At 49.0% G+C, this 26558-nt stretch carries 27 protein-coding genes; 17 read left to right on the plus strand and 10 right to left on the minus strand.

Annotation, left to right across the window (positions count from 1 at the left end; all coding sequences use genetic code 11):
* From CHM34_RS16955 to CHM34_RS16990, 9 genes are all read left to right on the plus strand, one after another.
* The coding region (locus CHM34_RS16955) for a phage distal tail protein (RefSeq protein ID WP_141201752.1) at window positions 1-437 on the plus strand (437 nt) is incomplete at its 5' end.
* Window positions 434-2908, plus strand: a complete 2475-nt coding sequence (locus CHM34_RS16960; protein WP_169713798.1) for a phage tail protein — start codon at window positions 434-436, stop codon at window positions 2906-2908. The genes CHM34_RS16955 and CHM34_RS16960, both read left to right, overlap by 4 nt.
* A complete protein-coding gene (locus CHM34_RS16965) occupies window positions 2908-3252 on the plus strand; it encodes a hypothetical protein (protein WP_094265807.1) in 345 nt (114 codons plus the stop codon). Before CHM34_RS16960 ends, CHM34_RS16965 begins: the two co-directional genes overlap by 1 nt.
* Window positions 3253-3268: 16 nt before the next feature.
* Window positions 3269-3676, plus strand: a complete 408-nt coding sequence (locus CHM34_RS16970; RefSeq protein ID WP_094265808.1) for a phage holin family protein — start codon at window positions 3269-3271, stop codon at window positions 3674-3676.
* On the plus strand, window positions 3663-4568 hold the full coding sequence (locus tag CHM34_RS16975; RefSeq protein ID WP_094265809.1) for a peptidoglycan-binding protein: 906 nt from the start codon (window positions 3663-3665) through the stop codon (window positions 4566-4568). The genes CHM34_RS16970 and CHM34_RS16975 overlap by 14 nt, the downstream gene beginning before the upstream one ends.
* Before the next feature lie 124 nt (window positions 4569-4692).
* On the plus strand, window positions 4693-5448 hold the full coding sequence (locus tag CHM34_RS16980) for a hypothetical protein (protein WP_094265810.1): 756 nt from the start codon (window positions 4693-4695) through the stop codon (window positions 5446-5448).
* A gap of 553 nt (window positions 5449-6001) precedes the next feature.
* Window positions 6002-6139, plus strand: a complete 138-nt coding sequence (locus CHM34_RS19415) for a hypothetical protein (RefSeq protein WP_169713799.1) — start codon at window positions 6002-6004, stop codon at window positions 6137-6139.
* A 228-nt stretch (window positions 6140-6367) separates the two neighbouring features.
* Window positions 6368-6625: a helix-turn-helix domain-containing protein gene (locus CHM34_RS16985; protein WP_094265811.1), complete on the plus strand. Its 258-nt coding sequence runs from the start codon at window positions 6368-6370 to the stop codon at window positions 6623-6625.
* Entirely contained in the window at window positions 6622-7506 is an 885-nt protein-coding gene (locus CHM34_RS16990; protein WP_094265812.1) for a hypothetical protein, read from the plus strand. The genes CHM34_RS16985 and CHM34_RS16990 overlap by 4 nt, the downstream gene beginning before the upstream one ends.
* 29 nt (window positions 7507-7535) lie before the next feature.
* On the opposite strand, the gene CHM34_RS16995 is transcribed toward CHM34_RS16990, so the two are convergent.
* From CHM34_RS16995 to CHM34_RS17005, 3 genes are all read right to left on the minus strand, one after another.
* A complete protein-coding gene (locus CHM34_RS16995; protein ID WP_094265813.1) occupies window positions 7536-8162 on the minus strand; it encodes a hypothetical protein in 627 nt (208 codons plus the stop codon).
* 356 nt (window positions 8163-8518) lie between these two features.
* On the minus strand, window positions 8519-9838 hold the full coding sequence (locus CHM34_RS17000; RefSeq protein WP_094265814.1) for a Na+/H+ antiporter family protein: 1320 nt from the start codon (window positions 9836-9838) through the stop codon (window positions 8519-8521).
* Window positions 9839-10322: 484 nt separating this feature from the next.
* Window positions 10323-11138 (minus strand): ZIP family metal transporter, encoded by an 816-nt coding sequence (locus tag CHM34_RS17005; RefSeq protein ID WP_094265863.1) that lies wholly within the window; start codon window positions 11136-11138, stop codon window positions 10323-10325.
* Window positions 11139-11318: 180 nt separating this feature from the next.
* On the opposite strand from CHM34_RS17005, the gene CHM34_RS17010 reads away from it, so the two are divergent.
* From CHM34_RS17010 to CHM34_RS17030, 5 genes are all read left to right on the plus strand, one after another.
* Window positions 11319-11900 (plus strand): TetR/AcrR family transcriptional regulator, encoded by a 582-nt coding sequence (locus CHM34_RS17010; RefSeq protein WP_094265815.1) that lies wholly within the window; start codon window positions 11319-11321, stop codon window positions 11898-11900.
* 211 nt (window positions 11901-12111) lie between these two features.
* Window positions 12112-13098 carry an ATP-binding cassette domain-containing protein gene (locus CHM34_RS17015; protein WP_094265816.1) on the plus strand — a complete coding sequence of 329 codons (987 nt, stop codon included), beginning with the start codon at window positions 12112-12114 and terminating at the stop codon, window positions 13096-13098.
* The gene (locus tag CHM34_RS17020) at window positions 13098-13931 is read left to right on the plus strand and encodes an ABC transporter permease (protein ID WP_094265817.1); all 834 of its coding nucleotides are present in this window, start codon (window positions 13098-13100) and stop codon (window positions 13929-13931) included. Before CHM34_RS17015 ends, CHM34_RS17020 begins: the two co-directional genes overlap by 1 nt.
* Window positions 13932-14233: 302 nt before the next feature.
* On the plus strand, window positions 14234-15307 hold the full coding sequence (locus CHM34_RS17025) for a chitinase (RefSeq protein ID WP_439116343.1): 1074 nt from the start codon (window positions 14234-14236) through the stop codon (window positions 15305-15307).
* Window positions 15308-15462: 155 nt separating this feature from the next.
* Window positions 15463-16311, plus strand: a complete 849-nt coding sequence (locus CHM34_RS17030) for an endonuclease/exonuclease/phosphatase family protein (protein WP_206093834.1) — start codon at window positions 15463-15465, stop codon at window positions 16309-16311.
* Window positions 16312-16369: 58 nt separating this feature from the next.
* Here CHM34_RS17030 and CHM34_RS17035 read toward each other — a convergent pair whose 3' ends face one another.
* Window positions 16370-16678, minus strand: a complete 309-nt coding sequence (locus CHM34_RS17035) for an ArsR/SmtB family transcription factor (RefSeq protein ID WP_094265819.1) — start codon at window positions 16676-16678, stop codon at window positions 16370-16372.
* Window positions 16679-17160: 482 nt separating this feature from the next.
* Here CHM34_RS17035 and CHM34_RS17040 point away from each other — a divergent pair, with 482 nt between their 5' ends.
* Complete coding sequence (locus CHM34_RS17040) at window positions 17161-18075, plus strand: cation diffusion facilitator family transporter (protein ID WP_094265820.1); 915 nt, start codon at window positions 17161-17163, stop codon at window positions 18073-18075.
* A gap of 266 nt (window positions 18076-18341) precedes the next feature.
* Here CHM34_RS17040 and CHM34_RS17045 read toward each other — a convergent pair whose 3' ends face one another.
* Window positions 18342-18629 carry a hypothetical protein gene (locus CHM34_RS17045; RefSeq protein WP_094265821.1) on the minus strand — a complete coding sequence of 96 codons (288 nt, stop codon included), beginning with the start codon at window positions 18627-18629 and terminating at the stop codon, window positions 18342-18344.
* 63 nt (window positions 18630-18692) lie between these two features.
* On the minus strand, window positions 18693-19343 hold the full coding sequence (locus CHM34_RS17050) for a hypothetical protein (RefSeq protein WP_094265822.1): 651 nt from the start codon (window positions 19341-19343) through the stop codon (window positions 18693-18695).
* Window positions 19344-19624: 281 nt separating this feature from the next.
* On the opposite strand from CHM34_RS17050, the gene CHM34_RS17055 reads away from it, so the two are divergent.
* The gene (locus tag CHM34_RS17055) at window positions 19625-20407 is read left to right on the plus strand and encodes a 4'-phosphopantetheinyl transferase family protein (protein ID WP_169713800.1); all 783 of its coding nucleotides are present in this window, start codon (window positions 19625-19627) and stop codon (window positions 20405-20407) included.
* A gap of 187 nt (window positions 20408-20594) precedes the next feature.
* Here the strand turns inward: CHM34_RS17055 and CHM34_RS17060 are convergent, their stop codons facing one another.
* The 4 genes from CHM34_RS17060 to CHM34_RS17075 form a co-directional block, all read right to left on the minus strand.
* A complete protein-coding gene (locus tag CHM34_RS17060) occupies window positions 20595-21704 on the minus strand; it encodes a GerAB/ArcD/ProY family transporter (protein ID WP_094265824.1) in 1110 nt (369 codons plus the stop codon).
* Between the two features lie 23 nt (window positions 21705-21727).
* Complete coding sequence (locus tag CHM34_RS17065; protein ID WP_094265825.1) at window positions 21728-22945, minus strand: Ger(x)C family spore germination protein; 1218 nt, start codon at window positions 22943-22945, stop codon at window positions 21728-21730.
* Complete coding sequence (locus CHM34_RS17070) at window positions 22942-24525, minus strand: spore germination protein (protein ID WP_094265826.1); 1584 nt, start codon at window positions 24523-24525, stop codon at window positions 22942-22944. The genes CHM34_RS17065 and CHM34_RS17070 overlap by 4 nt, the downstream gene beginning before the upstream one ends.
* A 127-nt stretch (window positions 24526-24652) precedes the next feature.
* Entirely contained in the window at window positions 24653-25240 is a 588-nt protein-coding gene (locus CHM34_RS17075; protein WP_094265827.1) for a spore coat protein, read from the minus strand.
* Between the two features lie 305 nt (window positions 25241-25545).
* Between CHM34_RS17075 and CHM34_RS17080 the strand changes: the two genes are divergently transcribed.
* Window positions 25546-26445, plus strand: a complete 900-nt coding sequence (locus tag CHM34_RS17080) for an SDR family oxidoreductase (RefSeq protein ID WP_094265828.1) — start codon at window positions 25546-25548, stop codon at window positions 26443-26445.
* The last annotated feature ends 113 nt before the right edge of the window (window positions 26446-26558 follow it).

Here is a 26558-nt window from a genome sequence, read left to right on the forward strand (position 1 = left end):
AAGTCGGTACGGATATGACCGGGAAGGCCGTTTACACGCGGCAGGTGTTGAAAACCAGCGATCCCGAAACAACACCGACCCTTCACCGTCAGCTATGGACAGTGGAGCCGGATAGCGACGATGCCGTGGACTATGCCGGAACCTATCGTGCCTATCCGGTTATGACGGTTGAGTTTAAGGATTACGCCGACCACTTCGAGATATCCGACCCGAACACGGGAAACCGGGTATTCGTGGACTATTCGTTTGAGCCGGGGGACGTGTTGGAGATCGACAACACGAAAGGCTCGGTTCGGATTAACGGAGTTTTGTCACTGGACCGGGTTCCGTTGGGCGCGGAGCAATGGATCTATTTTCAAAAAGGATCCAACCCGATCAACATCGATCCGGTTGGATCTGCTGAGGTCCGCGGTAAATGGAGGGAGGTGTTCAAGTGAGCAATACGCCGGATATCCATATTTTCGCCCATGGCACCGAAGACAACCCGCGAGAACACCGGATAGCGACGTTGAGTAACGATCTGCCGGAGGCTTGCAAGATCCAAGAAATGAAGCTCAAACAAAAAATCAATGGAGGCGAAACGCTGACCTTCTCCGTCCCCGCCCACCATCCTGAGGCGGGTTTTGTTATGCGCGGATATTGGGCGGTTTTCAAGGACTTGGACGGATCGTTTCGGGCCTTTGTCATTCAAGAAGAGACGGAAAGGCACAACCAGGGCGAAATGGTCCGGGAAGCCTGTTGCGAAGAGTTGGCCGTGGTGGAGTTGAATGACGAAATTGTGGAGGATGTCCGGCCGCGAAACACCAACGTCCGAGATGCGTTGAACCGCCTTTTGGAGGATTCCCAGTGGGTAGCGGGAACCGTTGATGATCTGGGTACCGGAAGCGCCAACTTTTACTATGAAAACCGGATGTCTGGGATCAAAAAGATCATCGAGGAATGGGGCGGAGAAATCCGGTTCCGGGTGGATATCGAAGCCAATAACACCATCACCGGTCGGTACGTTGACGTTCTGGCACAGCGGGGGCGCCGCACAGGGAAGCGCTTTGAATACTCCAAGGACTTGACCAGCGTGGAACGGATCACCGACATGAAGCCGATCAAGACTGCGCTTTACGGACGGGGAAAAGGAGAGGAAACGGATTCTGGTGGTTACGGGCGGCGGCTTACCTTTGCCGATGTGGAATGGAGCGAGGGCGACGGGGACCCGGTTGACAAACCAAAGGGCCAAGAATGGGTTGGAGATCCGGACGCGCTGGCAACGTGGGGCCATGTCAATCCCGACGGGACCCGGCGACACCGATTCGGGGTGTACACCAACGAGCAACAAGAGGACGCGGCGCAATTGTTACAAGAGACATGGGAAGAGCTGAAGCGCCAACGACAACCAGAGATTACCTATAAAATGGATGTTCTCGACTTAGAGCAGGTAAATGCAGGGGAATACAGTCATGAAGCGGTCCGCTTGGGAGATACCGTGGCCGTCATTGATCGAAATTTTGCATGGGATGTTCAAATCGAGGCCCGGGTATCTGAGATCGAGCGGGACTTTATCGCACCGGAGAATACCCGGATCACCCTGGGGAACGTTTTGAAGGATATAACCGGGGTGGTTCGGGAAATTCAGGACCGGGTGGAAGAGAAGATTGGACGGGATGACCCGATTGGGTGGTTGCGGGGCATAATTGATGCGGCCCGCTCCGAGTTTCATTCGCAGAATGGCTACGTCTACATCACAGATGAGGACGGGATTTTGATCACAAATCGTCCGCGTGACAATATCGATAACCCACCGGATCAGGCTATGCAATTGAAGCACGGAGGCCTTGCCATTGCAGGAAGCCGAAACCCTGACGGAACATTCAACTGGGAAACTTTTGTGCTGGGTGATCAAGTGATTGCCGACCGGATCAATACCGGGCGGATCAGAACAGATAATGTGACTGTCGGGGATGATTCGGGAATGGTCCGGATCAGCGGCGGCAATGTTGTTATTAAGGGCGGCGGCTTGGAAGTCTACAGCACGCCGGACGCCTCCGACAATGGGGTGATGATCCGGGGGAATAAGATTTCGACTAACTTTATTAAAAACGGGGATTTTGATAACCAACCTTCCGGAGATGAGGCGATCGATTGGAGATACATGGGGACGGCCCATTACAATTCATCCGGACGACGGATTGATATAGACGTCTCGCCCGATATGGGGCCACAACACGGCGTAGTACAGGAATTTCCGGTATTTAACGAACGGGCCACTTTCCAGGCTTTATTCCGCTGCAACATCACGCGTGGCTCGGCGACCAATCGGGTCCGGTTTTACTGGTTTTTCTACGACAGCGAGACAGGTGGACGTTTTGATGAGTTGGAATATGTGGAAGAGCTAGCACTCTATCAGGATTGGCACCTATTAACCCGAACCATTGATTTTCCGCCGGGGACTGTCAGGGCAAGATTATATGTACAAGCGTGGACCGATGGTCAAACAATGGATGATGGTTTTGAGATTCATTGGGTGCGCGGATACTATGACGAGATGGTTCGTCAGGATCAGTTGCTGGAATATCCTCGTGACCTGCACAGTGTTCAGGCTGCCCCAGAAATTCAACAGTTTTCTATATTTATAACTCTCACTAAAGACTTAGGAACCGAAACATATAGCGCTGGGAATATGTATTTTCCGCGTGTGTTTAGCGATCCGGGTTCACTAGGGCGTATAGCCGTTGTATTAACAGGGGTAGATGGATGGTCCCCTTACTACAACTACGGAGCCTATAATATCTCCCGTTCAGGTTTTGAACTCAAAATTAAACCAAGAGGAACCGCGCTTTCGGCAGGAACCGAATTGAGTTTAAATGGAATTGCCTACCGGGTCGGATACCTTGGTAGTACAGGGGGGAGCATTTAATGAAAATTCGAGAATCGAAGATTTTAGCGGGTTCGGATGGAATGTCTGGACTTGATGTAATGTTTGATCCCGCCACGCTGACCGTCGAGGTTTCCGGCGGGATTTTATGTGGTGTGGTTTTTGAGAATGCAACCTTTCAAGCCGATTCGACAGATGAAGACACAAAAATAGATGTCCGTCTATTACAAAACGGTGAGATCCATTTTGAGCAACAACCGATTCAAAATCCAAAAGAGCGGGTGGAAGACTTACCGCTACTTCATAACTTAGCGGAGCTTCGGTTTCATTCCGGAGTGGGAAACAAGGATGACCGCGATTTTATCCATATCGGAAGACTGGTTTAAAAGGGGATGAAAGAGAGTGGAAACAGTGTTGAAAACCTTGGTGGGAATTGGGGCGGGGATCGCCTCTTTTTTATGGGGAGGTTGGTCCGCCGCGTTGGGATCTCTGTTGTTTTTTGTGGCGACTGACTATGTCACAGGAGTGGTTGCAGCAGCGAAAGAAGGTCAACTTTCCAGCCAAGTCGGGGTATACGGAATTGCCCGCAAGGTCGGGGTATTCGCGATTGTGGCTCTGGCCCACATGGTTGATCAGCAACTGGGAGATGGTCACATGTTCCGGGACGGGACGGTGGCCTTTTATCTTGCGAATGAGGCTTTAAGTATTATTGAAAATGCTGGGCGGATCGGGGTGCCGATTCCGCCGAAGGTCCAAGAAATGATCGAAACCCTTCGAAGAAAAGGGGAGAAGAAGAATGAAAATCAATAAGAAGTACATTCCGGTCAGTCATAAGAAAACCCGTCCGGGATACCAAATAAATCCCCGATATATAACGGTTCATAATACCGGAAATACCAGTGCAGGTGCTGACGCTGAAGCCCATGCCCGCCTTCTTTACAACGGTAACAGTCGCCAGGCATCATGGCATTTCACAGTCGATGATAAAGAAATTTGGCAACATCTCCCGACAGATGAAAACGGTTGGCACGCCGGAGATGGACGAGGATCGGGAAACATGGCCAGTATCGGAGTGGAAATCTGTGAAAACCGGGATGGAGACTTTGCCAAAGCAGAGGCTAACGCTGCTCAATTGGTACGTCATTTGTGCGATGAGCTGGACATTCCCGTCAGCCGGGTGGTCCCGCATCGCCACTGGAGCGGGAAAAACTGTCCGCATCGGACATTACATCATTGGAGCCAGTTCATAGAGATGGTGAAAGGATCAAAATGGGATGGGAAGAGCTTCCCAGGGCGGAGTGCTTTCAAGATAGGGAAGAAACACCCGGCGGTAACAGTGCTGGGTGAACGCCTCCATGAACATGGGTATGGGAAATACTACAAAGTAGGTCCTGGACCGCGTTTCTCTGAGGTTGATCGAAAAGCAACAGCGGCTTTCCAACGGGATCAAGGTTGGAGCGGAAGCGGAGCCGATGGCTATCCAGGGCCACTTACTTGGGAAAGGTTGATGGAGCCACCGAAGAAGAAAGAGGAAAAGAAATTGAAGGAATTTTGGAGGCTCTACAAGAATGGGGAGCAATTCGGGTATTTTGATGTTGATGAGAATGCCCGAAGAAAAATTGCTGAAGTACTTGAGAAATCCATGACGGACAATGAAAAGGAAATCAATATCAAAGTTGAACGCGATTTGAAATATATTTGAATATATACTGAAAACCAGGTGGAGAGTTAACCTTATATTTGGAGCCACTCTTTGGGAGAGTGGCTTTTTGCTCCTTGTTACGTGTCGTATAATCAAAGGGAAAAGGTTGCAAGGAGGAATCAGATTGTTTGGTTTGAATAAGGAAATATGGTCTGCAATAGACGCCATTGGTGGCTGGTTAGCTGCTTTTGGTACGATCTTAGCAGTTTGGGTGGCGGTTAATCAGAATCGAGGTAAAGCAAAATTGGTTGCATCCGAAATTAAAAGAATTTCGAGTGAAAACCCGGATACACAAGGAGGAATAAAGATTATACTTCGGAATCCAACAAATGTGGATTTGTGTGTTATTGACTATGGGATAGTGATACGCAAACCGTGGATCTCAACACCTAGATGGTTGAAAAAGACTTTGGATATGGTAGGAAATTGGTGGAAACGTGGATCTGAATGGCGGAAGAAATACATCTGGGATTATTTTGATCGGTGGGAAGTAGGTAGTTTCGTTTTACGGCGCTGGATAGTTCAATTGTATAAAAAGTGGAGATATGTTTCTTTGTTGTGGAAGCCAATAGCTATGATTAAACCATTAAGTCGGTTCAAAATAGGGGTAGAAGGGCTAGATCCAAAAGGGAAAAAAGGGAAGAAAGTTGAATGTCCATTTACAGTGGAAGCAATGTCTTGTAAACAATATTACATCAACTTCTTACATATAGTGAATACTGTAGATGAAATCAAAGAGCGGACATTGATTCAATTTTATTTTTTTAATATTGACAATCGATCTTTTCGAACACCCCCCTTTTGGATGGACCCGGATGAATGGAGAAGTTATGAAATATTGGATATAGAGGAACAATCAAATAAGATACCATTGAAATGAAGAAAAAAAGAGGAAAAAGCCTATGTATAGAAAATGAACATTTGTATATCATCTGTAAGCTTTAAGTTGAATATCCTCACACAAAACGTGTATAATAAGGGCAAGAGAGAACAGAGTAGGGATGCCCCACTGTGGGCCTGTAGCCGTTAACGAGATGCCGACTCGTTAGCGGCTTTTAATTATGCTAGCCCAAATCCAAGGGGTCAACGCCGCTTATTCCGGCGGCGATCATGCCACTCTAGGAAGAAGCGAGCAATGGTCACAAGTGCGACGATTATCGCCGCAATTCCTTGCAGCCATTCCATACGCCTCACCCCCTTTGCCGTAAACTCGGCCCTGGCGGTGAGGCTTTTCCGTTCTCTCTTGCCTATGAATATTTTACCATGCAAAGGAATAATAGACTAGGCGAACAATTCATATAGATCGGATAAACCGGACAGGGAAATATCCTTGTCCGGTATTTTATTGATGGAAAAATCCGAATAATTCTTAAAAATCTATTTACTTATATTCATAGGTTTGGTATTATAGAATCAGAAAGGAGGTGAGGGAAGTGGAATTTTGGATCAAGGTTCTGGCTCTGATCGTCGGGGTACTAACCATCATCGAAAAGATGATGACCATCCTCGAAAAGATGGAGCCAAAAAAGAAAAAGACTCACCACAAACGCCGTCGGAAGCGTAAAAAGTAGTGAGTCACAGGAGGGGGAACGCCCCTCCCCCTCCTAAAATTATACCAAAATTCCACTTCAAATATCCATGGGTAAACTAATGGGAGCGACATTCTGGGTGTTTTTCGTAATATACCTGGCTGTTCGAGAATGGCCATTTGGTGATACGTTTCAAACCGTTACGGATACCCTAGTATTAATCGCTGCAGGTTTAACCGTTGTCAATTATTTCTTAAAAAGGTGATATGGATGAAATTCAAGGATCGGGAGGATCTGGTCCGCTTTCTGGCGGACCAGGTTCTTACCACAGCGGAAGTGATGGAAATATTGGGTGTTACTCGGCAGAACATCACCCGATTGATGAAAAAGGGTGACCTCAGGACGATTAAAGATGCTTCCGTCAAATTGTTCCTCCGCCAGGACGTGGAGGAATTAAAGCCACGGCTTGAGAAATTACGGGCGCAATACCGCCCATATGACAAAAAGGAGGAGGAAGGCGACAAATGAAAGAGACGGCCCGACAACCGGCGGGGGACATGGCGTCCAACCTTACCCCGCCGATCACAACAGACCGTCCAGGTGAAACTATATCATATTTGAAAACAAAAATCTTCACTCGATGGGTGACTGGTATTCTAAGCACGGTCATATTCGGTTGTGCTCAAACCCTTTCTTACCTTCACACATTGCATCTTTTTGAGCGGCATGGATACACCGGGTGGCAGGCTCATCTAGGTGTGATTATGTTTGAAGCGTTGTTTTTCTTGGGTGCATTCGTTACCACTGTATTCCATTTCATTGGGACCCAACCGGGTATCCCTGTGAGGGTGGCCACATTATTGGGTGCGTCGTTTGTGGCCTGGTCGAATATATCGTATGGTTGGGAATTTGGTCGTGGCGGGGTGGCGATTGGTATAGCTATTATCCTTTGCGCGCTCGTGGCTGAGGCAGTTGTTGGAAAAGCAATCCTACATACCGGGCAGAAGACCTCCACCACCAAGCTGGAGAATCAGGTGGAGAGGGTGGAGAAGTCCACCCATGAATGTGGAGAAGTGGAGAAGCATTCTCCTGCCACATTGGAGATGGAGGATGGAGATGTGGAGAATCCTTCACACAATGTAGGAAAACGGGAGAGTTCCTCCACCCTGGAGGTGGAGGGGGTGGAGCCTGCCTCCATGTCTCCACCCTCCACCTCCACCTCGGAGACTGGAGAAAGCTCCACCATTGTTTACTCTCCAGGAGATGATCCCCTGGAGATAGCCCTGGAGATAATGAAGATGGAGAATAGACGTCCAGGACGTCCACGTCTCATGAAAGCAGGTATGAGCGAACACACAGCCAAGATGACAGCCAATAAACTGAAGAAACTAGAACAAAAGGCATCATAAAAACCGGGAGGGATCACCCTGCCCGGTTTTTAATAAGAGATATTACGAAACTCAGGATGCCACCAGTTTATAGCGAGTTCATCGAAATTGTTAAGAGATATATTCTCCCAATTGATTTTTTCGGCTTCTGTTCGGTCTAAATTAGCGCCTATAATACTAAGTTTATCCTCATCTCCATATTTATCTTGACTTGCGACAAATACTTGAAGAAGTACCTTGTCTACTTCTTTTCGGTTAAAAATTCCTTGCATTGTATCTGCAATATCACTGTTTAGAGTTATCTTTTGATTACTGTCTATGGAAACAAGCTTTCCATAGTATATTTGTACTTCGACTTCTCCTTTGTCCTTTGAGTATTCAACTTTTTGTGCAGTGTCTTTTCCATTTTTCTTATCTCCGAAAACTTTATGTACAACATTTTTTACATGTTGTTCAATAGATGGTTTTGGTTTGTCGGCTCCAGTATCAGCTTCTGTACCCTCACTGGTACCCTCACTGATGGCTCCTCCAATTACACTGAATATAAAGAACAACAATCCACCACAGGTTATTAGAGCTGCCTGTTTTCTTGATCTTATTATCCAAAACGGTTTAATCAAAGTGACAAAGCCAACCAGAAAGAGGAACGTAGACAATATAGCTAAGAATAGGAACATAACACTCCACCTTTCATATTTTCACTTGAAAACAATATAATCCCATTTTTATTCTTCGTACACCCTTTCTATTTTTAGTCCACTTTTTCCTTTTTGCCACTGCAAACGCTTTGCAAACCAACTGCAAACAAAAAATGCAATTGAATTTGATTTTGATAGATAAACAGTGGATATTATGGGCTAATTGAACGGTATCAAACGATATTGAATTATAGGCATCAAACTTGAAAACCGCCGAGGGTTTACGCCCTCCGTGGGTTCGAATCCCACCCTCTCCGCCAATCGATCAAATACGGCCGTTTGTCAGCCTCAGAAAAAGCCGCCCAGTTCGGGCGGCTTTTTGTAGTGCTGGGGATTTATAAGACAAGAGCGGCGACCACCCCGAATAGGACGAGTGGAATATTAAAATGCAGAAATGTCGGCACGCAGGTATCCCAAATGTGGTGGTGATTCCCATCCGCATTGAGCCCGGATGTCGGCCCCAGCGTACTGTCCGACGCCGGTGATCCGGCATCTCCGATCGCACCCGCCGTTCCGATCAAGGCGGCGGTGGCTAAGGCGGAAAATCCGGCTTCAGCACAGAGGGGCACATACAAAGCCGCTATAATCGGAATGGTACCGAAAGAGGAGCCGATGCCGATCGTCACTAATAAACCGACCAGCAGCATCACGACGGCGATCAATAATTGGTTATCCCCTAAAAGGTCGGCGGCGGAAGCGACCAGGGATTTAATCGCACCTGTTTCCTGCAGAACCGTTGCATAGCCGGAGGCGATCAGCATCACAAAAGCAATCATACCCATCATTTTAATGCCTTCATGAACGATATGATCGCCTTGACGGAACGGAACAACAAAAAATATAAACATGGATATCACGCCGGTCAACGCACCTAAAACGAGAGAGTCGGTTGTCAATTGAACCGCGAGGGCAGCGGTAATGGCGACAAGGGTGAACAAATGGTGCCTCGAAAATGTTTCCACAGCCCCTTCATCAGCAGCGGAAACCTCGGCTTCGCCGGGAGTCACATGGGCTTTGCGAGGTTCACGTTCTTTTCTGTACGAAACAAAGACAGCAAATAATAAACCGAAAATCATGCCTGTACCGGGGATCAGCATGGCGGTTGAAACCGAGGAAAGTGCGATTTCCATCCCATTGGCCTTCATTTCATCAGCAATAATCCCCTGAAAAATAAGACCGAACCCTGCCGGGATCATCATATAAGGTGCTTTCAGTCCGAATGTTAACGCTGTGGCCACCCCGCGGCGATCAATTTTCATGGTGTCAAACAAATGCAGCAGCGGAGGAATCAGAATCGGTATGAATGCGATATGAACCGGTACCGCATTTTGTGACAAAGAGGCCACTCCGGCAATGGCGAGAAAAAGAACGGAACGTTTTCCTTTCAGTAATCGGATCATCCGTTTAACCAAAAATCCGACAATTCCCGAATAGCCGATCATAACCGCAAAAAAGCCCAATAATAAATAACTTAAGGCCGTATTGGCTTGTCCGCCCATCCCGGAGACCAGTAAATCGGTCGTTTCCGTCAACGATAAGCCGGCCATCAAACCTGCCGCCAGTGCCGCGATTAATAGGGCCAGAATGACGTTGACCCTGAACAAACTCAAAGTGATCAGTAAAAGTACCGAGAGAACAACGACCGCAGCTCCCATTTTATCCCCCCTTGATGTCCATTTCTATTTTGGATGCTTCTATGTTTATTTTTATACTGAACATGATCATCCCTTTCCTTTATATCAAAACATGAAAAAATTCTTCAGCCATTGGTTCCCCCAGCTGAAGAATCGCATCCATGCGGGACTGTGGTTTTACTATGAACGCCGACTGTCGGAAGCGTCTCGATCTCTAAAACAGATAAGAAATCAAGAGGTAAGCAAGGAAACCGAGTACGACGAGCACAGCCGGGACAAATCTCCAGAGTTGGGCAATGGTCATTTGAGTGGCAAAAGTCCTGGTCGTCAAATCCGCGTTGGGGTTTCTTTTTATTCGAGTCCATAAAGAAAGCCTTCTGTGAGGAAAATCCGGTTTGTTCCCAAGTCTATCATATGATTGATAGAAAGTCCTACTTTTTACCCTTTACCCATTTTATCACAATGATGTACCGGAAAGAAGTGCTTCATTGGAAAAAAGACGGTGTTACCCCAGCGCCACGTCCAGAATCATCATAATGGCGAAACCGGCCATCAGGGACATGGAGGCGAGATCTGTATTTCCTTCTTCCTGCGATCCGGGAATCACTTCCTCAACGACGACGAAAATCATCGCACCTGCGGCAAAACTGAGGGCATAGGGTAAAAGAGGCTGAACAAAGATAACCGCCAGTGCACCGATTACACCGGCGATCGGTTCCACAATACCGGATAGTTGGCCGTAAAAAAAGCTTTTTTTACGGGACATTCCGTCCCGCCTGAGGGGGAAGGAGACTGCCACGCCTTCGGGAAAGTTTTGAATGCCGATGCCGAGACCGAGGGCGACGGCTCCAGCCAGTGATGCAGACGGAAAATCGGCCGCCACCGCCCCGAATGCGACACCGACGGCAAGACCTTCAGGGATATTATGAAGCGTGATTGCCAGTACAAGTAATGTACTGCGCCGTCGGGTTTTCGGATAGAATCCTTCCGCTTCACTTTTCGGCAATGTCGGATGAAGATGCGGTAACACTTTATCCACGATTAACAGGAAAATGCCTCCTGATATAAAACCGATTGCCGCCGGGATCCATTCCGGGATTTCGGATTGCCTCGCCATTTCAAGAGCCGGTGAAAGCAGAGACCAGAAACTGGCGGCGATCATGACACCTCCGGCAAAACCGAGCATCCCGTCTAAAAGTTTTTGGTTGATTTTTCTTGTCATAAAAACCAGTGCGGCTCCGAGTGCGGTCATTAACCAAGTGAATAATGTTGTAATCAAAGCCTGAAAGACAGGGTCCAGCCCGATAAAAAAGTCAATCATCACGAGATCCATTCCTTTCTCATCATCTTACAGTAACCCAAAATCAGTGTATGATAAAATATTTTGTTTCAGGTCTGCTAATCCATGCGGGCCGAATCAAGACGCGGTTGATGGATGGGGAAAAAAGATGTATGATTTACATTGTTAGTGTTTACTAACACGGAATGCGGAGGTTGGATCATGGCTACAGACTCTATGGACACCAAAGACAAAATTCTGCTCGCGGCAATCGATCGGTTTGCGGAGAGAGGGTTTCGCTCCGTGACGACGAAAGAGATTGCCAACGCCGCTTCCGTCAGCGAAATGACGGTTTTTCGCCACTTCGGCACCAAGAAAAACATCCTGGATTACGCCATCGATCAATCGTCTCATGACAGCCCCATGCAAACGTTTTTCAAGGAGAAGATTGTCTGGGATTTGGAAACGGATCTGTTGATGTTCAGCCGGGAGTACCGGCGCCATATAAAGAAAAACGAAAAAGTGTTTCGGGTTTTCATGCACGAGATCCGAAACTTTCCGGATTTGGAACAAAAGATGTTATATAAAAATCCCCATCAGTTGAAAAAGCTCCTGGCGGACTATTTTTCCCGGATGCAGGAGAAGGGGAAGCTGCTTCAGACCGAGCCAGAGGCTCCGGCAATCGCGGTGGTCTTCCTCAATATGGTCGGGGTGATCGGAGTGGAAGAAATGTTTTCGGATATCAAGGATGAAGATTTTATCAAGGATGCGATCCGTATATTCGCCCGCGGTCTTACTCCCTAGTGCCCCTTCTAAGAAAGTCGATCGTGTTTCCGACAAGGGAGGGGCCGGTTTTTCACGGAGTGCCTTCATTTGTCGATGCGAAGCGAAGGGGAAAACCGGCTCCGACCGTTCCTGTGGCCCACCCTTGGCAGAAAGACAGAACCAAGTGGCCTGAAGGGGCACTAGAAGAAAAGAACGGTTCACCTTTTAAATCGGTCCGGGAGGAGTCATCATGGATCCCATTATTGAAGTCAAGGGTCTCAAAAAAGATTTCAAACAGTTTGAAGCAGTGAAAGAGGTCGACTTTTCTGTGGAACAGGGTGAAATCTTCGGCTTTTTGGGCCCGAACGGAGCGGGAAAGAGTACCACGATCAACATGTTGTCCACCATGCTGAAACCGACGGGGGGCGAGGCGAGGATCAACGGTTTTGATATCGTAAAAAGCCGAAATGATGTCCGAAACAGTATCGGCATCATCTTTCAGGAAACAACACTGGATGATAAATTGACAGCCAACGAAAACCTCATGCTCCATTGTAAGTTTTATGGCGTAGATCCGTCGATCAGGGAAGAGCGAATCAGAGAAGTACTCCATATTGTCGATCTAGCGGATAAGCGCAAACAAATCGTGGAAACCTTTTCCGGCGGTATGAAAAGACGTTTGGAGATTGCCCGGGGGTTGTTGCATTATCCCAAGGTTCTTTTTCTGGATGAACCGACGGTGGGGCTGGATCCTCAGACGAGATCCCACATTTGGGAGTATATTTTAAAGCTGAAGGAGAAGGCCGGGATCACCATTTTTTTGACTACTCATTACATGGATGAGGCGGAAATATGCGATCGCATCGCCGTGATGGATCATGGTGAGCTGATTGCGCTGGATACGCCCTATGAATTGAAAAACAAGGTCGGCGGCGATGTTGTGGAAATTTCCACCTCGGATAATGAAGCCGCTCAGGCCAAGATCGAGCAGAACTATGAAAGAAACGTGAAGAACAAAGACAACCGGCTGACCTTTCATGTGACCAAAGGGGATGAATTTTTGGTTCAATTCGTCAGGGAATTTGAGGTTCCCCTTCACAGTGTCAATCTGCGCAGACCGACGCTGAACGATGTTTTTCTACACCTGACCGGTAGAGAAATCAGGGAAGAAACCGCTTCTCAAAAGGAGATCATGAAACGGAATATGAAAATGAGCATGAGAAAGGGGCGTCGATAATGGCGGGAATCGTGGCCATATGGCAGCGGGATGTTTTGAAATTCTTCCGGGACCGGGCCCGGTTGGTCGGCTCTTTTGCCATGCCGTTCATGTTCTTGATCTTGTTCGGAAGCGGTATGAGCGGGGCGATGAAAGCCATGATGGGCGGGACGGGTGCTTCCGGTCCGCTGCGCGATTTCGATTTTGTGGAGTTCATGTTTCCGGGGATCGTCGGTATGGCAGTGTTTACAACTTCCATATTTTCCGCATTATCTGTCGTACAGGATAAAGAGTTCGGTTATATGCGTGAGATCCTCGTTTCTCCGATCTCCCGGATGTCCATCGCCATTGGAAAAGTACTCGGGGGCAGTACTGTCGCTGTCTTTCAGGGATTGCTGATGATGATTTTCGTGCCGTTCATCGGCCTGGAAATCAATCTGTCCATCATCTTGCGGCTGATCCCGGTCATGTTTTTGGTTGCGTTCGTCATTTCCTCGATCGGCCTGCTGATCGCCAGTACCTTGAAGACGTCACAAGCGTTTCAAATGGTGATCCAAATCCTCATTTTTCCCATGCTGTTTCTGTCAGGCGCCTTCTTTCCCCTTAGTGGAATGCCGGCCTGGATGAATGTGTTGGTAAAGATCAATCCGCTGACCTATGCGGTCGACATGTTTAAAAAGATCATTTTGCAGGCGGATCAGATGACTCCTGCATTAAAAGAAGCGATGGGATTAAACTTATCCGTTTTCAATCACACCATCACCTTTACGGAAGAAGTTTTGTTCATGGTGGCGGCGGGGCTTATCTTTATCATTTTGGCCACCGTCAGCTTCAGCCGAACGGAAGCCACATAAAAGAAGTCCGAAAAGCCCTCTTCTGTTCTTTCGGAAGAGGGCTTTTATATAAGAAAAATTGGTATAGACATCCGCATCCCATTTATATAAAATACGAAATAGGTGGAAAATTCATTCCCTGATAGCCGATGATGTTCAAGGAGGTGTGAACCCCCGAACCAACAGGATGGTGAATGGTTGTATCGGTCTGTCCCTTATTTTCCGACTAGTCGGAAGAATGGTGATCGAAAGGGGAGGAATCCGTTATGGGGATGAGAAGGACAAGCTTTCAAAAGCGAGCTTAGTTAAAAAGCGGATCGGTGTTGACGTTGGTTTTGACTCTTCTCCTCGCTTGGATCCCGGTTCATGGATTTGCGGCAGTTGAAGGGCAATCTGTCGCCGAACAAGGGGGGAGTAAGTCCCTGATCGGTTATTGGCACAATTTCGATAATGGGTCGGAAGTGCTTCGTCTCCGGGAAGTTTCGCCCCGGTTTGATGTAATTAATGTTGCTTTTGCAGAACCGACCGGAAGGGTTCCCGGCGAAATGGGGTTCACCCCTTTTCAGGCCACCCCCGAAGAATTTAAGGCGGATATCGAATATCTCCAAAATCAGGGCAAAAAAGTGATCATCTCCATCGGCGGGGCCAACGGTCATATCCGGCTGGAAAACAGCACGGAGAGAGAACGTTTTGTCGAATCCATGTCAGAGATTATACGGAGTTACGGTTTTGATGGAATCGATATCGATCTGGAAGGCAGTTCTCTTTTCTTGGACCCCGGGGACACGGATTTTAAAAATCCGACGACACCAGCGATTACTCATATGATTTCCGCGATTCGTTCGATCCGCAGCGGTTTTGGCTCCGATTTTGTCTTATCGATGGCTCCCGAGACCGCTTATGTTCAGGGAGGATATACCGTTTACGGCGGGCCTTGGGGAGCCTATCTCCCTGTCATCCATGCCCTCAGGGATGAGCTTACTTATATTCATGTCCAACACTATAATTCAGGGGCGATGACCGGGCTTGACGGTCGCAGCTACGCCCAGGGAACCCCTGATTTTCAGGTAGCGATGGCTGAGATGTTATTACACGGCTTTCCTGTGGCAAACGATTCTGATCAATTCTTTCCGGGATTGAGAGAAGATCAAGTCGCGTTCGGCCTTCCGGCTTCTCCATCCGCCGCTCCGTCGGGAGGATATCTGGAGCCGGCGGGGATTGAAAAAGCCCTGAATTATCTCGCGAAGGGCGACTCTTTCGGAGGTACTTACCAGCTGAGAAAATCCGGTGGTTATCCCGGGATCAAAGGTGTCATGACTTGGTCGATCAACTGGGACCTGGCCGCAGGCGAGACATTCTCCTCCAATGTCCGAAACGTTCTCGATGCCTTGAAATAAACCGGTGACGACCCGTATCCGACTGAACTCCCTCTGAGCGGTCCGTACTCCGAGGGGGTTTTTTCATAAGATAGAAACAGAATAAAATAATCAATCCTTTGACCTCATCCCTCAGTGTTCCGCCTGTCGTGAACGGGTAACGAAGGAGGATGGATATGAACAGGTTTTTTTCCGCAGGGCTTGTTTTTTTGATCGGAATGACCTTCTTGTTTTTCCCGGTAAACATCGAAAAAGCCCGAGCCGGCCCCCAACAAACCCTTCGGGTTATGAGCTATAACATTCATGCCGGGATCGGTTGGGATCAGTCTTATGATCTGGACCGGATCGCGAGGGTGATCCGTGAATCCGAAGCGGAAGTGGTCGGTCTGCAGGAGGTGGATGTTCATTGGGGAAGCCGCAGTCGTTTTGAAAACGGAATCGAGATTCTGGCTCAAAAGCTGAATATGAATGTTTTTTTTGCCCCGATTTACAGTCGGGACGGTCAACCCCCCAGGGAATTCGGAGTAGCTGTATTAACGGAATACCCGATATTGGATGCCAGGAATCACGAGATTACCCGGCTTTCCACCCAGGAGCCCGATCCTTCTCCGAAGCCGGCCCCCGGTTTTGCCGAGGTGGTGGTCAATGTGAGGGGAGTGCATCTTCCGGTTTATGTGACCCATTTGGACTACCGGTCGGATCCGTCGATCCGGGAAATGCAAGTGAAAGACATGTTAAACATTGTGTCCCGGCGTCATCGTGAACATCTTTTGATAGGGGATTTGAATGCCACACCGGAAGCGCAGGAGTTAAAGGATTTGTTCCAAAAATATGAGGATGCATGGGCTTCCCGTTCGGACCCGGGTTACACCTTTCCTGCCGGTGAACCGACAAAACGGATCGACTATGTGCTGGCCACACCGGGAATTCGGGTTGAATCGGCCCATGTGCCGAACACCCTGGCCTCCGATCATCGACCGGTCATCGCAGACTTAACGTTGAGGCGCGGATCGCCCCATCCATAGGCGAAACAGGCGGGCGTACACCAAAGCACTCTCCGATACTGGAGAGTGCTTTGGTGTTTTAATCGTGTTCGATATGACGAATGGTTTGTTTTAATAAGGTAATCACGTGGTCATCATCACAAGAGTAATAAAACGTATGCCCGGCTCTGCGATAGCGGACCAGATGGAGATTTCTCAGCAATGCGAGCTGGTGTGAAACAGCGGATTGGGATAGTTCCAGCACTTCCGAAATGTGGCCCACCGAACACTCCTCCTGGGAGAGGAGATACAAAATTTTGATGCGGGTAGGATCCGCCAGTGCCTTAAAGGTTTGGGAGACTTCCTCTACTAATTCCGGAGACAGGAAATCGTGATCGCAGGCTTTCAATATGTACCCCCCCTTAAAATGGATCGTCCTCCAAAGGCGATGGGACGAAAGGGTTATTCAAAAATGGAATCGTTACCACGGCACAAACGTATGACATGATCGGATGAACTCTGTCTTCCAGTATAAATCGATCTTGTATGTAAGGGCAAAAAATAGACAAACAGAGGATTGTTATACAGTCACTGGTGTTTTTGTAGATACCAAAAATCATTCACTGATAAGGCCGCTGGTCCGTATAAAGAAAAGGCTCCAGCATACAGAGATGAAGGTATAACCCTGAAAAAGGAGCTTGATAAACCCCTGTACTTGCGATAAACTATAATAAACTAAATATGAGCATATACTCATATAAAAAATAATAAACATATTTTGTAAAAGCGAGTGTTTAGGAAACAGCGATCAAGGAGGTTGGAAAGTCCGGGCGATAAAAGGGAAAACCGGATCTGGTCGATATTCACTCTGACGATAGGGGAGAGGAATGTATGCATCACCATCATCACCACGGACATCATCCTCAGATCGATCAACGGAAGGGAAACAAAAAGGGCCTGACGATCGCTTTTGTCATTACGACGGGAATCATGTTGCTGGAGTTCTTTGGGGGATTGGTAACCAATAGCCTGGCATTGCTGTCGGATTCCGGACACATGCTGAGCGATGCAGGCTCTCTCGGGTTGAGCCTGCTTGCCATGCGGTTCGCTACACGTCCACCTTCCCCTTATAAAACCTTTGGTTTTTATCGTTTTGAAGTCCTGGCGGCTCTGTTTAATGCAGTGACGTTATTTGTGATCGCCGGCTTTATCATATGGGAAGCCGTCCAGCGATTCATCGAACCTCCCCGAGTCGCCGGCGGTTCGATGATGGTCATCGCTTTGATCGGTTTGGTTGCCAATCTTTTCAGCGCCTGGTCCTTGGTCAGCCAAGGGGATGTCAAAGGCAATGTGAATCTGAGGAGTGCCTACCTGCATGTGATCGGAGATGCATTGGGCTCTATCGGAGCGATTGTCGCGGGATTGATGATGATGCTGTTTTCCTGGTATCTGGCTGATCCTTTCATCAGTGTGCTGGTCGCTCTGTTGATTCTGAAAAGCGCCTGGGGGGTTTTACGACAAACCATACACATTTTGATGGAAGGAACACCGGTTGCGATCGATCAAAAAGAGGTCAGAAAATCGCTGCGGAATATATCCGGCGTTTCCGATGTTCATGATCTGCACATTTGGACGATTACTTCCGGTTTAGACGCATTAAGTTGTCATCTTGTCATCGAGGAAGACCGGGACGGACAAAAGATCTTACGAGAGGCGCTTCAAAAGGTGGAAGAGGAATTTCATATTCGCCATACCACCATTCAAATCGAGACCTCTTGCTTGCAATATTCACAGATGATTGTGTAGGCCAAAGGCGGGAAAAAGGGACGGACTGCCGGCTTGAAAAAAAACCCTGTATCGCAGGGGATAAGGGGTCATTTCGCCGTTTCCTTCACGCCGGTCAGGCGGCGGTCGAAATCGGGTTCGAGAACCAAAACACACGTTTTGCAATGAAGCGACTATCGATTGGACAAAAAAGGATGACTGTTCTCCGGATGGAGAAAAATCGGTACGTTCCATGAAAAATCCGAGACGAACGCGGATGTTAAAGGTCTTTTAGACGGGGGAAACGGTTAAGCATGAAATTCGGTATCGAAAACCGTTTCCTCCCGGAAGTGTTTTAATGGATTTTTGAACTGTTTTAATGGACGAATTTGAAGCAGATAATCGACGGTACTTTGGACATCTTGGGAATAGTACGGGTTCGTTCGAGTCGGTATTTCAACAACCCAATACATTTCGGCTGCCCGCATCACCCGGCGGATATGGATCTGCGTATGGTTGACGGTGAAGGGAAAGGTCAAGGTCTGGTTTAACTGCATACTTTGAAGTAATTCCACGATTTGTTCCCGATTCGTCAACAGGCTCCCCCTTCCTGTAGTGGAAGCCCACACCCCTGAGGGGTGCAGGCAGTATCCAGTATCTTATGAAGCGACCGAACGGAACTTCCACAAGATCCCCCCTGCCAGAAGGGTCATGGAACCGATCAACAACTGGATCGGTTCAGATGTGGCGGTATCAGGCATTTCCCCGCCGCCTTTAGCGTTATCGATCCGGTCTTCCGGGGATTTTTGGTTGTCCTTCGGTTGGTTATTGTTGTCATCGGTTTTTTCGCCATCCTTCGGTTGGTCCCCGTCATCCGGCTGGTTTTCTTCATCCGGGTTTTCCTGATCCGGTTTTTCGGGAATCGTCACCTTGTCTTCCTCACATTCGACCAGTTTAACCTCTTCCGTACCCACTTCGGCTTGGAAGCACTCTTCGACGGTGACTTTTTTCCCAGCAACGGTTCCGTAGAAGGTGACACTACCCTTGTAAGTGTGGCCTTTCTCCAAACCTTTCAGAGTCTCCTCGAAATGAGGGCCCTGTTGGTCCATCACAATCGGTTTCTTCCCATGAATGTGGATCGTTGTCTTTCCTTGGACTTGATTGGCATCAGCGTTGACTTTTCCCTTCAGCAGGTGATCCCCCTCCGATGTTAGTTGAATATCGACTGGGGCTTTGGCGAAGGTGGCAGGAGCCGAAAGGACAGATATGAAGCAGAACGCCAAGGCTGCCGACAAAATACGCATGTGCATGAGAAAAAACCCTTTCTGAAGAGATTTGTTAACTTACATATTCAGTGTATATGTCAGTTAACAAAAATACTATCCATAAAAAGATTTAATTTTTTGTAGGTCCCAGGGTCATATAAAATGTGGTGATCGGCTTATCCGGCCTAGTTCCCTTTGATCAGGTGAATGTTCCCTCGGTTGGAGGTCCCATGGTTTCGTGAACAGGAATTGAATGCCCGGATGAAGAAAGTTCATGTACTGGTGAACGTCGAATATGATCTTTCGCATGATGGGGGATGGCGGTTTTGCAGGAGAGAAGAGTATTACAGCCGGGGGAATGTCACGTCTGGTGGGCTCGGTCGACGGATTTTTCCCCTTTTTTGATCCATCTGTTTGATCAGGATGAAAGGAAACGCTTTCATGCATATCGCTTCTCAGCCGACCGCGATCGATTCGCCGTTGCCTGCGGGGTGATGCGGCTGGGTCTCGCTTCGTACTCGGGGCAGCCCCCGGAATCCATCCCGATCTCGCGGAGTTGTCCGCAGTGCGGAAAACCGCACGGCAAACCGGAGGTGACAAATCTGTCGCCGCCGGGAATCCAATTCTCCATATCCCACGCCGGGGACCGTGTCATCGTCGCCTTTGCCGTAAATACTCCGGTGGGTGTCGATGTTGAGGAGGTTTTTTCGGAATGGTCGGGAGAAAGCGTAGCGGAAGCGGCGTTGACGGTGGGGGAGATGCGAGCTTTCAGCCGTATAAAAGAAGCGGAGAGAGCCGCCGGTTTTCTCACGTACTGGACACAAAAGGAGGCGGTGGTTAAAGCCGTCGGGGAAGGGTTTACCATCCCTCCGAACCGTTTCAGCGTTTCCGGAAGGTCGGATTCTCCGCAGCTTCTCAGCTGGCCGAGGGATCCCGGACTTCTCCGGCGGATCTCCCTTTACGATCTATCGCCGGGGCCGGATACCGTGGCCAGCCTCGCCGTTTTGGGCGGCTGCTGTCGGATTCGATACCTGGACGGCTCCGCTTTGATCGGGGATTGGTGCGGGCGGGATCGTGCAGATTCGTCCATACGCGGGCCGTCGCTGTGATTTTTCCCATATGGCGGTCTGTATCGGTACCCGGGAGAGACCGCCGGCCATACGATCCGAGAATAGAAAGGCTGCGACAGTGATGGGCTCAGATTTGCACGGACCCGGTAGCGGGTTCGTGCCTCTTTCTTTTCAGGACTCTTCCATATAACTTCCTCCTCAATCCCTTTTTTGAAATACTCTTTCCTTACGGCCGAGGATGTTGAGAGCGACCCATCCGTCTTTTGATCCAGCTCACCCCCAGGAGGAGAAGAGGGATTCCGGTCTGAAGCGGAAGGTGTAGATACCGGGGAACGATTTCGAGACCCTGTTTCAGATGTTCGGAAAGACTGCTGGAAATCATCATCGCCAAAAATACGAAGATAATCCCGATCGGCAACAGGAGTCGTCCCCGATCCTTGATCCGGAATAAATCGGCGGTTCCCAGGACGGCGGCAAAATAAAAAATCACGATTTTAAAAAAACCACCGATTACGAGAATCATGATCGTCAGCATATCCACCCGTTGGATAAAATCCTTGATATTCACCTTGGTCATGGTGGACATCAGAGGAAAGGGAGAACGGCTGGCGATATGGGCACCTGTTACGGAAATGTCGATGGCGGACAGGAGGCTGATAAACAGACCGCTGATGATAATCGCCAACCACCCGATTTTCAAGCCGGACCGGGGGTTTTTAAGATACGGAAGCATCATGGTAAAAACGATCGTTTCGCCAAAAGGAAACGTATAAACCATGGGATATGCCGTGGAGAGAATCAATCCCCAATCCTCCCCCACGGGGAGAAGAAAGTCCAACCGGATCAGGCCGGAAGCTACAATCAATGCGATGGATAGCAAAAGGCTGAACACATAGACATAGAAATAAATTTGATTGGTTTTCGCCAATACCTTCGGACCGTGGTACAGGATATACGCCATCGACAGAATCAACATCATATGGATCACCACAAGCGGGGTACGGTCCAGCCACGCCGTCGTCAACAGGGTGGAAATATCGCGTAAAACCCGGGATCCTATGTAGATAAAGTAGACGATGTACACCAACCCCAAGGGCCACCCGAGGATGTTACCCAAAATACAGCGGATGTATCCTGTCAAAGTAAGATCGGGATAATGTCGATGAAGAGAGCCGAAAACCCCGTACAGAATAAGGCCCCCTATCATCGCGAGCAGAATGGCGATCCAGGCATCTTGTTTGGCTTCCAATCCTAATCCCACGACAATGGAACTGCCCAGTTCAAATAGAAAAATCAAACAAAACCATTGCATGGGAGTGATTTTGGCGCTTTCCATGGGCGGCCTCCTTTGCGGGAGGTTTATCGAGGGTTGGGGTACGTGTTGATGCGCATTCCGGTGAGACGGATAAACGTGTGCACCTTGATTTCGATGCGGGCCTTTGCAAAGTGTCGGGGCCAGTCTTTTTTCAGAGACCTCCAGGTTTGCGGGTCCTGTTGATGGAGCAGTTCCCCGAATCCAAAGATATCGCTTTTGGATTTTTGGGCGGTTTTGATCGCCTCTCGGATATCCTTTTTGATTTTTTGATTGGATTTCTGTTGCAGACGTTCGATCTGCCGAGGATCCTCCAGGTTCAGCGGGCAATCCATTTCCCCGATACTTCCTTCCGAGTTCACATCGATCCGGATGACGGGTTTATTTTTGCGGACTCGGATGGATCTTTTTGTGGTGAAACGGTTCAGATAGATGCCGACCGTTTCTTTCTCCGATCCGTCACAGCCGAGAGTGAGTAGGGTTCCCTGTAAACGATTGAGAATAAAAGCAACGCCACGGGCCCTTTCCCCTTCCAGCCAGCGAACCAACTTCCCCTTTTTAAACATGGCGACTCCATTCAGTTCGGTCCGGGCTGAAAGTCGGGATTCTTGGATATTCGTTTGTTGATCTCCCATCTGTTGATCTCCGATCAATTTGACACCGCTGACCAAGGGTTCCTTCCCTTTACTGGACAGATCATTGATCACTTCGCTCAGATCGGTGACCCAGTTCATACCGGTAAATTGTTCCGCTACTTTCAGGGTTTCCGACAGAGAATAAGCCGAGATTCTTTCCAAAGGGGATAAGAAGTTGATCAACGACTCCGCCTGACCGTCCCGGACGACCATGACGATGATGTTCAGACGGCCGTGTTCATCTCTTTCCAGCCGGTCTAGAAGATGTTCGATCCCTTCCCGGGCCACCGACTCCCCGATCAATAAAAGGCGTTGGTGAGCGAAAAACAATTTTCGAGGCGCTTTTAGATTGGTATTGACGATGGTTTCATAAAGGTTGTCCCCTGTCGAGGAATAGGTGACTGTAGGGGTTCCTCGGGTACCGGTTCCTCTCCCGCTTTGACCTCCCCCTCCCGCCAATGAGCCGGAGTTGACCACCTGGTAGGAGACCCGGTACCGTTTTCCTTTTTCCCCTTTATCCACACCCATCGCCGTCACAACGGACCAATCGTCTAATTCCCGGTAATTCCAACAGCCGGTTAACAGAAAGAGGATGCTGGCGATACATAACCAATGAAGGATTTTACTCATCTTGGCCGCCTGCCTTTTCGCCGTTTGGTGAGATGCCGCTTTCCTTCGGGGACCTTGGTATCCTGAACCGGGTGAATCGATTTGGGACGCCGGTATAACGCCCAGATTGGCACTCGGATCAGGGTGTCCTTCTGATCGTTGACAATCAGAGGGGCAAAAGGAGCGAGATAGGGGGTGCCGAAGGAGTAAAGCGTGTTCATGTGGGCGATTAAGAGGATCATAGCCAGCAGGATGCCGAACAGCCCGAAGAAGGCCCCTAATAACATCAATAGAAAGCGGATCAGCCGTGCCGATATCGAGATGGGGAATGAGGCGGAGGCGAAGCTGGCGATGGCGGTGATAGCCACGACGATCACCATGGAAGGGGTGGCGAGTCCCGCTCTGACTACGGTCTCCCCGAGAACGATCGCTCCCACGATCGTAACCGCTCCGCTGAGGACCCGTGGAGCCCGAACTCCCGCTTCCCGGATCACTTCAAAAGAGAATTCCATGGCCAGCGCTTCCACCAATGCCGGGAAAGGAATCTCTTTCCGCTGACCGATCAGTTTGATCAACAGGGGGGTGGGGATCATCTCGGGATGAAAGGAAGTCAACGCGATGTAAATCGCCGGGGTGACCAGAGAGACCAAATAAGAGAAGTACCGGATCAGACGGGTGAAAGTGGCGATGTCGAAGCGTTGATAGTAATCCTCGACAGATTGGAAAAATTGAAAGAAAGTCGTGGGAACGACGAGGGCAAAGGGTGTATTATCCACGAGAATTGCTACCCGCCCCTCCAGCAGGTTTCCGGACACAATATCCGGACGTTCCGTGGAGAAAACCGTGGGAAAGGGCGTCCAAGCTTTGTCCTGAATAAACTCTTCGATATATCCCGATTCCAGGATCCCGTCGATTTCGATCTTTTCCAGCCGCTTTCGTACGGTATTCAAAAGCTCCTCATTGGCCAGTCCTTTGATATAAACCATAGAGACTTTGGTCCGGGATATTTTCCCGCAATTCGTATTCTCCACCCACAGGTTGGGAGTTTTGAGACGGCGCCGGATCAGTCCGAGATTGGTTTGAAGCGTCTCCGTAAAACTGTCTTTAGGGCCCCGGACCACCGTCTGGGATTGAGGTTCGGTGATCGGCTTCGTCTCTCCTCCGGTGGTGTCACCGCTGATCGCCTCCGACCATCCCTCACCTAATACAATGGCCTGACCGTTAAGAAGGGCGTCGATCATCTGATTCCAGGAACGGTGGCTTTCTACGTTGCCTACGGATAAGGCGCTCTTTTTAATCAGTTCCAGGGCCTCTTCCTTCGAGATTTTTTGATCAAACTCTCCGGAATCGATCATCAGGGTTTTCATGACCCATTGATTTAGCACCTTTTCGTCGACGATTCCCTCCATATAGACCACAGCCACCCGGAAGTCCGAGTTTTTCCCCAAATCAAAAGAGCGTACGACCAAATCGGGGCTGTAACCGAGCTCTTTTTTGAGTTGCTTGATATTGGACTCCAAGTCGTCATTCAGGGGAATATCCCCGCTCCGTTCCATTTCGGAGGCTTGTCGACCCCTCTTGGATCTGTGAAAAAAACGCATACGCTCGATCCTCACTTAGCTGTTCATGGGATATCATGTAGGATGTAAATTTGAAAAAAAGTTATACATCCAGAAGGGAAGATCCACCTTTCCCGTTCGGGTCCGGTGGATCTTTTCAGTGCCGGTTTTAGTGGGGATTGGTGGCCTTGGCGGTTGAGGGAGTTTCCTCCGACGCGAGACGGTATATTTGACCGATGGTTTGAATGGACGGTTGAGGGGCGGGTTCCAGCGGATAGAACCCTTTATTGACCATGTATTGCCAAACATCGTAGGCGTGACTGCTGCTCATCAAAAAAGCCGTCTCCAAAAAACCGCGCAGATCCGGGTTGGCCGCTTCCATGGCTGAGTAGGCATATTCACGTCCGGCGCGCTTCAAATTGAGTAGGTACCCCGTCGCCATTTCCCGGTCATTCATCTCCGGGACTTCGGTTCGGGGTGTGATCGGCGGATACTGACCGGCCGGGGACTTTGTGAAAGAAGGGAGCTTGGGATCGATTTTCATCATTTTTAACTCCCGTTGCGGGCCTTGGGCTTCATTCAAAAATTCCACTTTCATGTTATAGTCCCGAACATGGAGAGGAAAGTGTTTTTCCAGAAGGGCTTTTAATTCGGAGCATTGCACATGCTCGAGGAAATAAGCCATATGGGTGATCGAGTTGACACAACTCAAGGTCAGTTCATGCAGATCGTGCAGTTCATGGGCTGCTAATTGCATCGGTTTTCCTCCTTCAAGCAACTTTGGCACTGGGGGTATGTCCGGTTAGTCGCCGGAAGTCGTTGGGTGCGGTTCGGGAGTCAATGGAGGGACCGGTTGACGGGCACACTTGGCGCGGGAGTCGGTCGTCCCCCAGTTGACTGATCGCGGTAAACTACCAGAACCCCCCTGGCACGCTCTAGTATGTGGATTCAAAGGTGAAGCGATGCAAGGCGATGTAAAAATCCAATCGATCGGATAAAAGCGGAATGCCTTTCAACCGACTGAATAAAGTGAGAATACAACTCTAATGGGGGGCGAAATCGATGTATCCGATGGTCCCTTATTACGGAAGAAAAAAGGTGTATCGGGAGATCCCGCTTACCTTTCCGCCTCAGCAACAGAATCGGCAACCGGGTCTGGAATCACTCATGGTTCCGAGGCCGATCAGCGATAATCCCTCGTACAGCGGAAGTGGAAAATTGCGGGGGCAGGTTGCCATCATTACCGGGGGAGACAGTGGAATCGGTCGTGCTGTGGCCATTGCCTTCGCCAAAGAAGGCGCCGATCTCGTGATTGTCTATCTGAATGAACATGCTGATGCGAAGGATACCCAATCCAGAGTGGAATACTACGGAGCACGCTGTCTGTTGATCTCCGGTGATCTCCGGGAAGAGTCGTTTTCTCGGGAAGTAGTGGATCAAACCCTCCGGAAATTTGGCCGGATCCATATCCTTGTGAATAACCATGCCATCCAGTTTTATCAAAAAAGTATTTTGGACATTTCGGCGGAACAGTTGGATCATACCTTCCGAACCAATGTCTATGCTTTTTTTTATTTGACCAAGGCGGTCTTACCGTATTTGTCCCCCGGGAGCTCCATCATCCAGACGACCTCTGCTGTCGCTTATGAAGGGCATGAAGCCTTGCTCGATTACTCAGCGACAAAAGGTGCGATTTTATCTTTTACCCGAGCTTTATCCCAATCCCTTCTAAATCGCGGCATCCGAGTCAATGGAGTCGCCCCCGGGCCGATCTGGACCCCTTTAATTCCGTCCAGTTTTCCCCCGGAGGACGTGAGCACCTTTGGGGTGGATTCGCCGATGAAGCATGCGGGGCAACCCTTTGAACTGGCCCCCGCCTATGTTTATTTGGCTTGCGACGATTCCAAGTATGTCAGCGGACAGGTTTTGCATGTCAACGGGGGAGAAATGGTTAGTTCATAAACGATTCGGTATTTTTTGGGCGAGTGAATCATAAAAGGATGAGCCTTTTTGGCCGCGACCGGGGGCGGTGTTTACCGCCTCCTTTTCATATGGAGATCGCCCCCGGGATAAAC

Origin of the sequence: Paludifilum halophilum (assembly GCF_002245355.1) — a bacterium.
Classification (GTDB): Bacteria; Bacillota; Bacilli; order Thermoactinomycetales; family DSM-45169; genus Paludifilum; species Paludifilum halophilum.

Excerpts from the sequence above, each read along its gene's own strand:
- CHM34_RS17030 (WP_206093834.1), top strand. The coding sequence starts at position 15,463 with ATGAACAGGTTTTTTTCCGCAGGGCTTGTTTTTTTGATCGGAATGACC.
- CHM34_RS17065 (WP_094265825.1), bottom strand. The coding sequence starts at position 22,945 with ATGAGTAAAATCCTTCATTGGTTATGTATCGCCAGCATCCTCTTTCTG.
- CHM34_RS17020 (WP_094265817.1), top strand. The coding sequence starts at position 13,098 with ATGGCGGGAATCGTGGCCATATGGCAGCGGGATGTTTTGAAATTCTTC.
- CHM34_RS17070 (WP_094265826.1), bottom strand. The coding sequence starts at position 24,525 with ATGCGTTTTTTTCACAGATCCAAGAGGGGTCGACAAGCCTCCGAAATG.
- CHM34_RS16965 (WP_094265807.1), top strand. The coding sequence starts at position 2,908 with ATGAAAATTCGAGAATCGAAGATTTTAGCGGGTTCGGATGGAATGTCT.
- CHM34_RS16995 (WP_094265813.1), bottom strand. The coding sequence starts at position 8,162 with ATGTTCCTATTCTTAGCTATATTGTCTACGTTCCTCTTTCTGGTTGGC.
- CHM34_RS17000 (WP_094265814.1), bottom strand. The coding sequence starts at position 9,838 with ATGGGAGCTGCGGTCGTTGTTCTCTCGGTACTTTTACTGATCACTTTG.
- CHM34_RS17050 (WP_094265822.1), bottom strand. The coding sequence starts at position 19,343 with ATGCACATGCGTATTTTGTCGGCAGCCTTGGCGTTCTGCTTCATATCT.
- CHM34_RS17075 (WP_094265827.1), bottom strand. The coding sequence starts at position 25,240 with ATGCAATTAGCAGCCCATGAACTGCACGATCTGCATGAACTGACCTTG.
- CHM34_RS17080 (WP_094265828.1), top strand. The coding sequence starts at position 25,546 with ATGTATCCGATGGTCCCTTATTACGGAAGAAAAAAGGTGTATCGGGAG.
- CHM34_RS17040 (WP_094265820.1), top strand. The coding sequence starts at position 17,161 with ATGCATCACCATCATCACCACGGACATCATCCTCAGATCGATCAACGG.
- CHM34_RS16975 (WP_094265809.1), top strand. The coding sequence starts at position 3,663 with ATGAAAATCAATAAGAAGTACATTCCGGTCAGTCATAAGAAAACCCGT.
- CHM34_RS17060 (WP_094265824.1), bottom strand. The coding sequence starts at position 21,704 with ATGGAAAGCGCCAAAATCACTCCCATGCAATGGTTTTGTTTGATTTTT.
- CHM34_RS17010 (WP_094265815.1), top strand. The coding sequence starts at position 11,319 with ATGGCTACAGACTCTATGGACACCAAAGACAAAATTCTGCTCGCGGCA.
- CHM34_RS16990 (WP_094265812.1), top strand. The coding sequence starts at position 6,622 with ATGAAAGAGACGGCCCGACAACCGGCGGGGGACATGGCGTCCAACCTT.
- CHM34_RS16985 (WP_094265811.1), top strand. The coding sequence starts at position 6,368 with ATGAAATTCAAGGATCGGGAGGATCTGGTCCGCTTTCTGGCGGACCAG.
- CHM34_RS17005 (WP_094265863.1), bottom strand. The coding sequence starts at position 11,138 with ATGATTGACTTTTTTATCGGGCTGGACCCTGTCTTTCAGGCTTTGATT.
- CHM34_RS17015 (WP_094265816.1), top strand. The coding sequence starts at position 12,112 with ATGGATCCCATTATTGAAGTCAAGGGTCTCAAAAAAGATTTCAAACAG.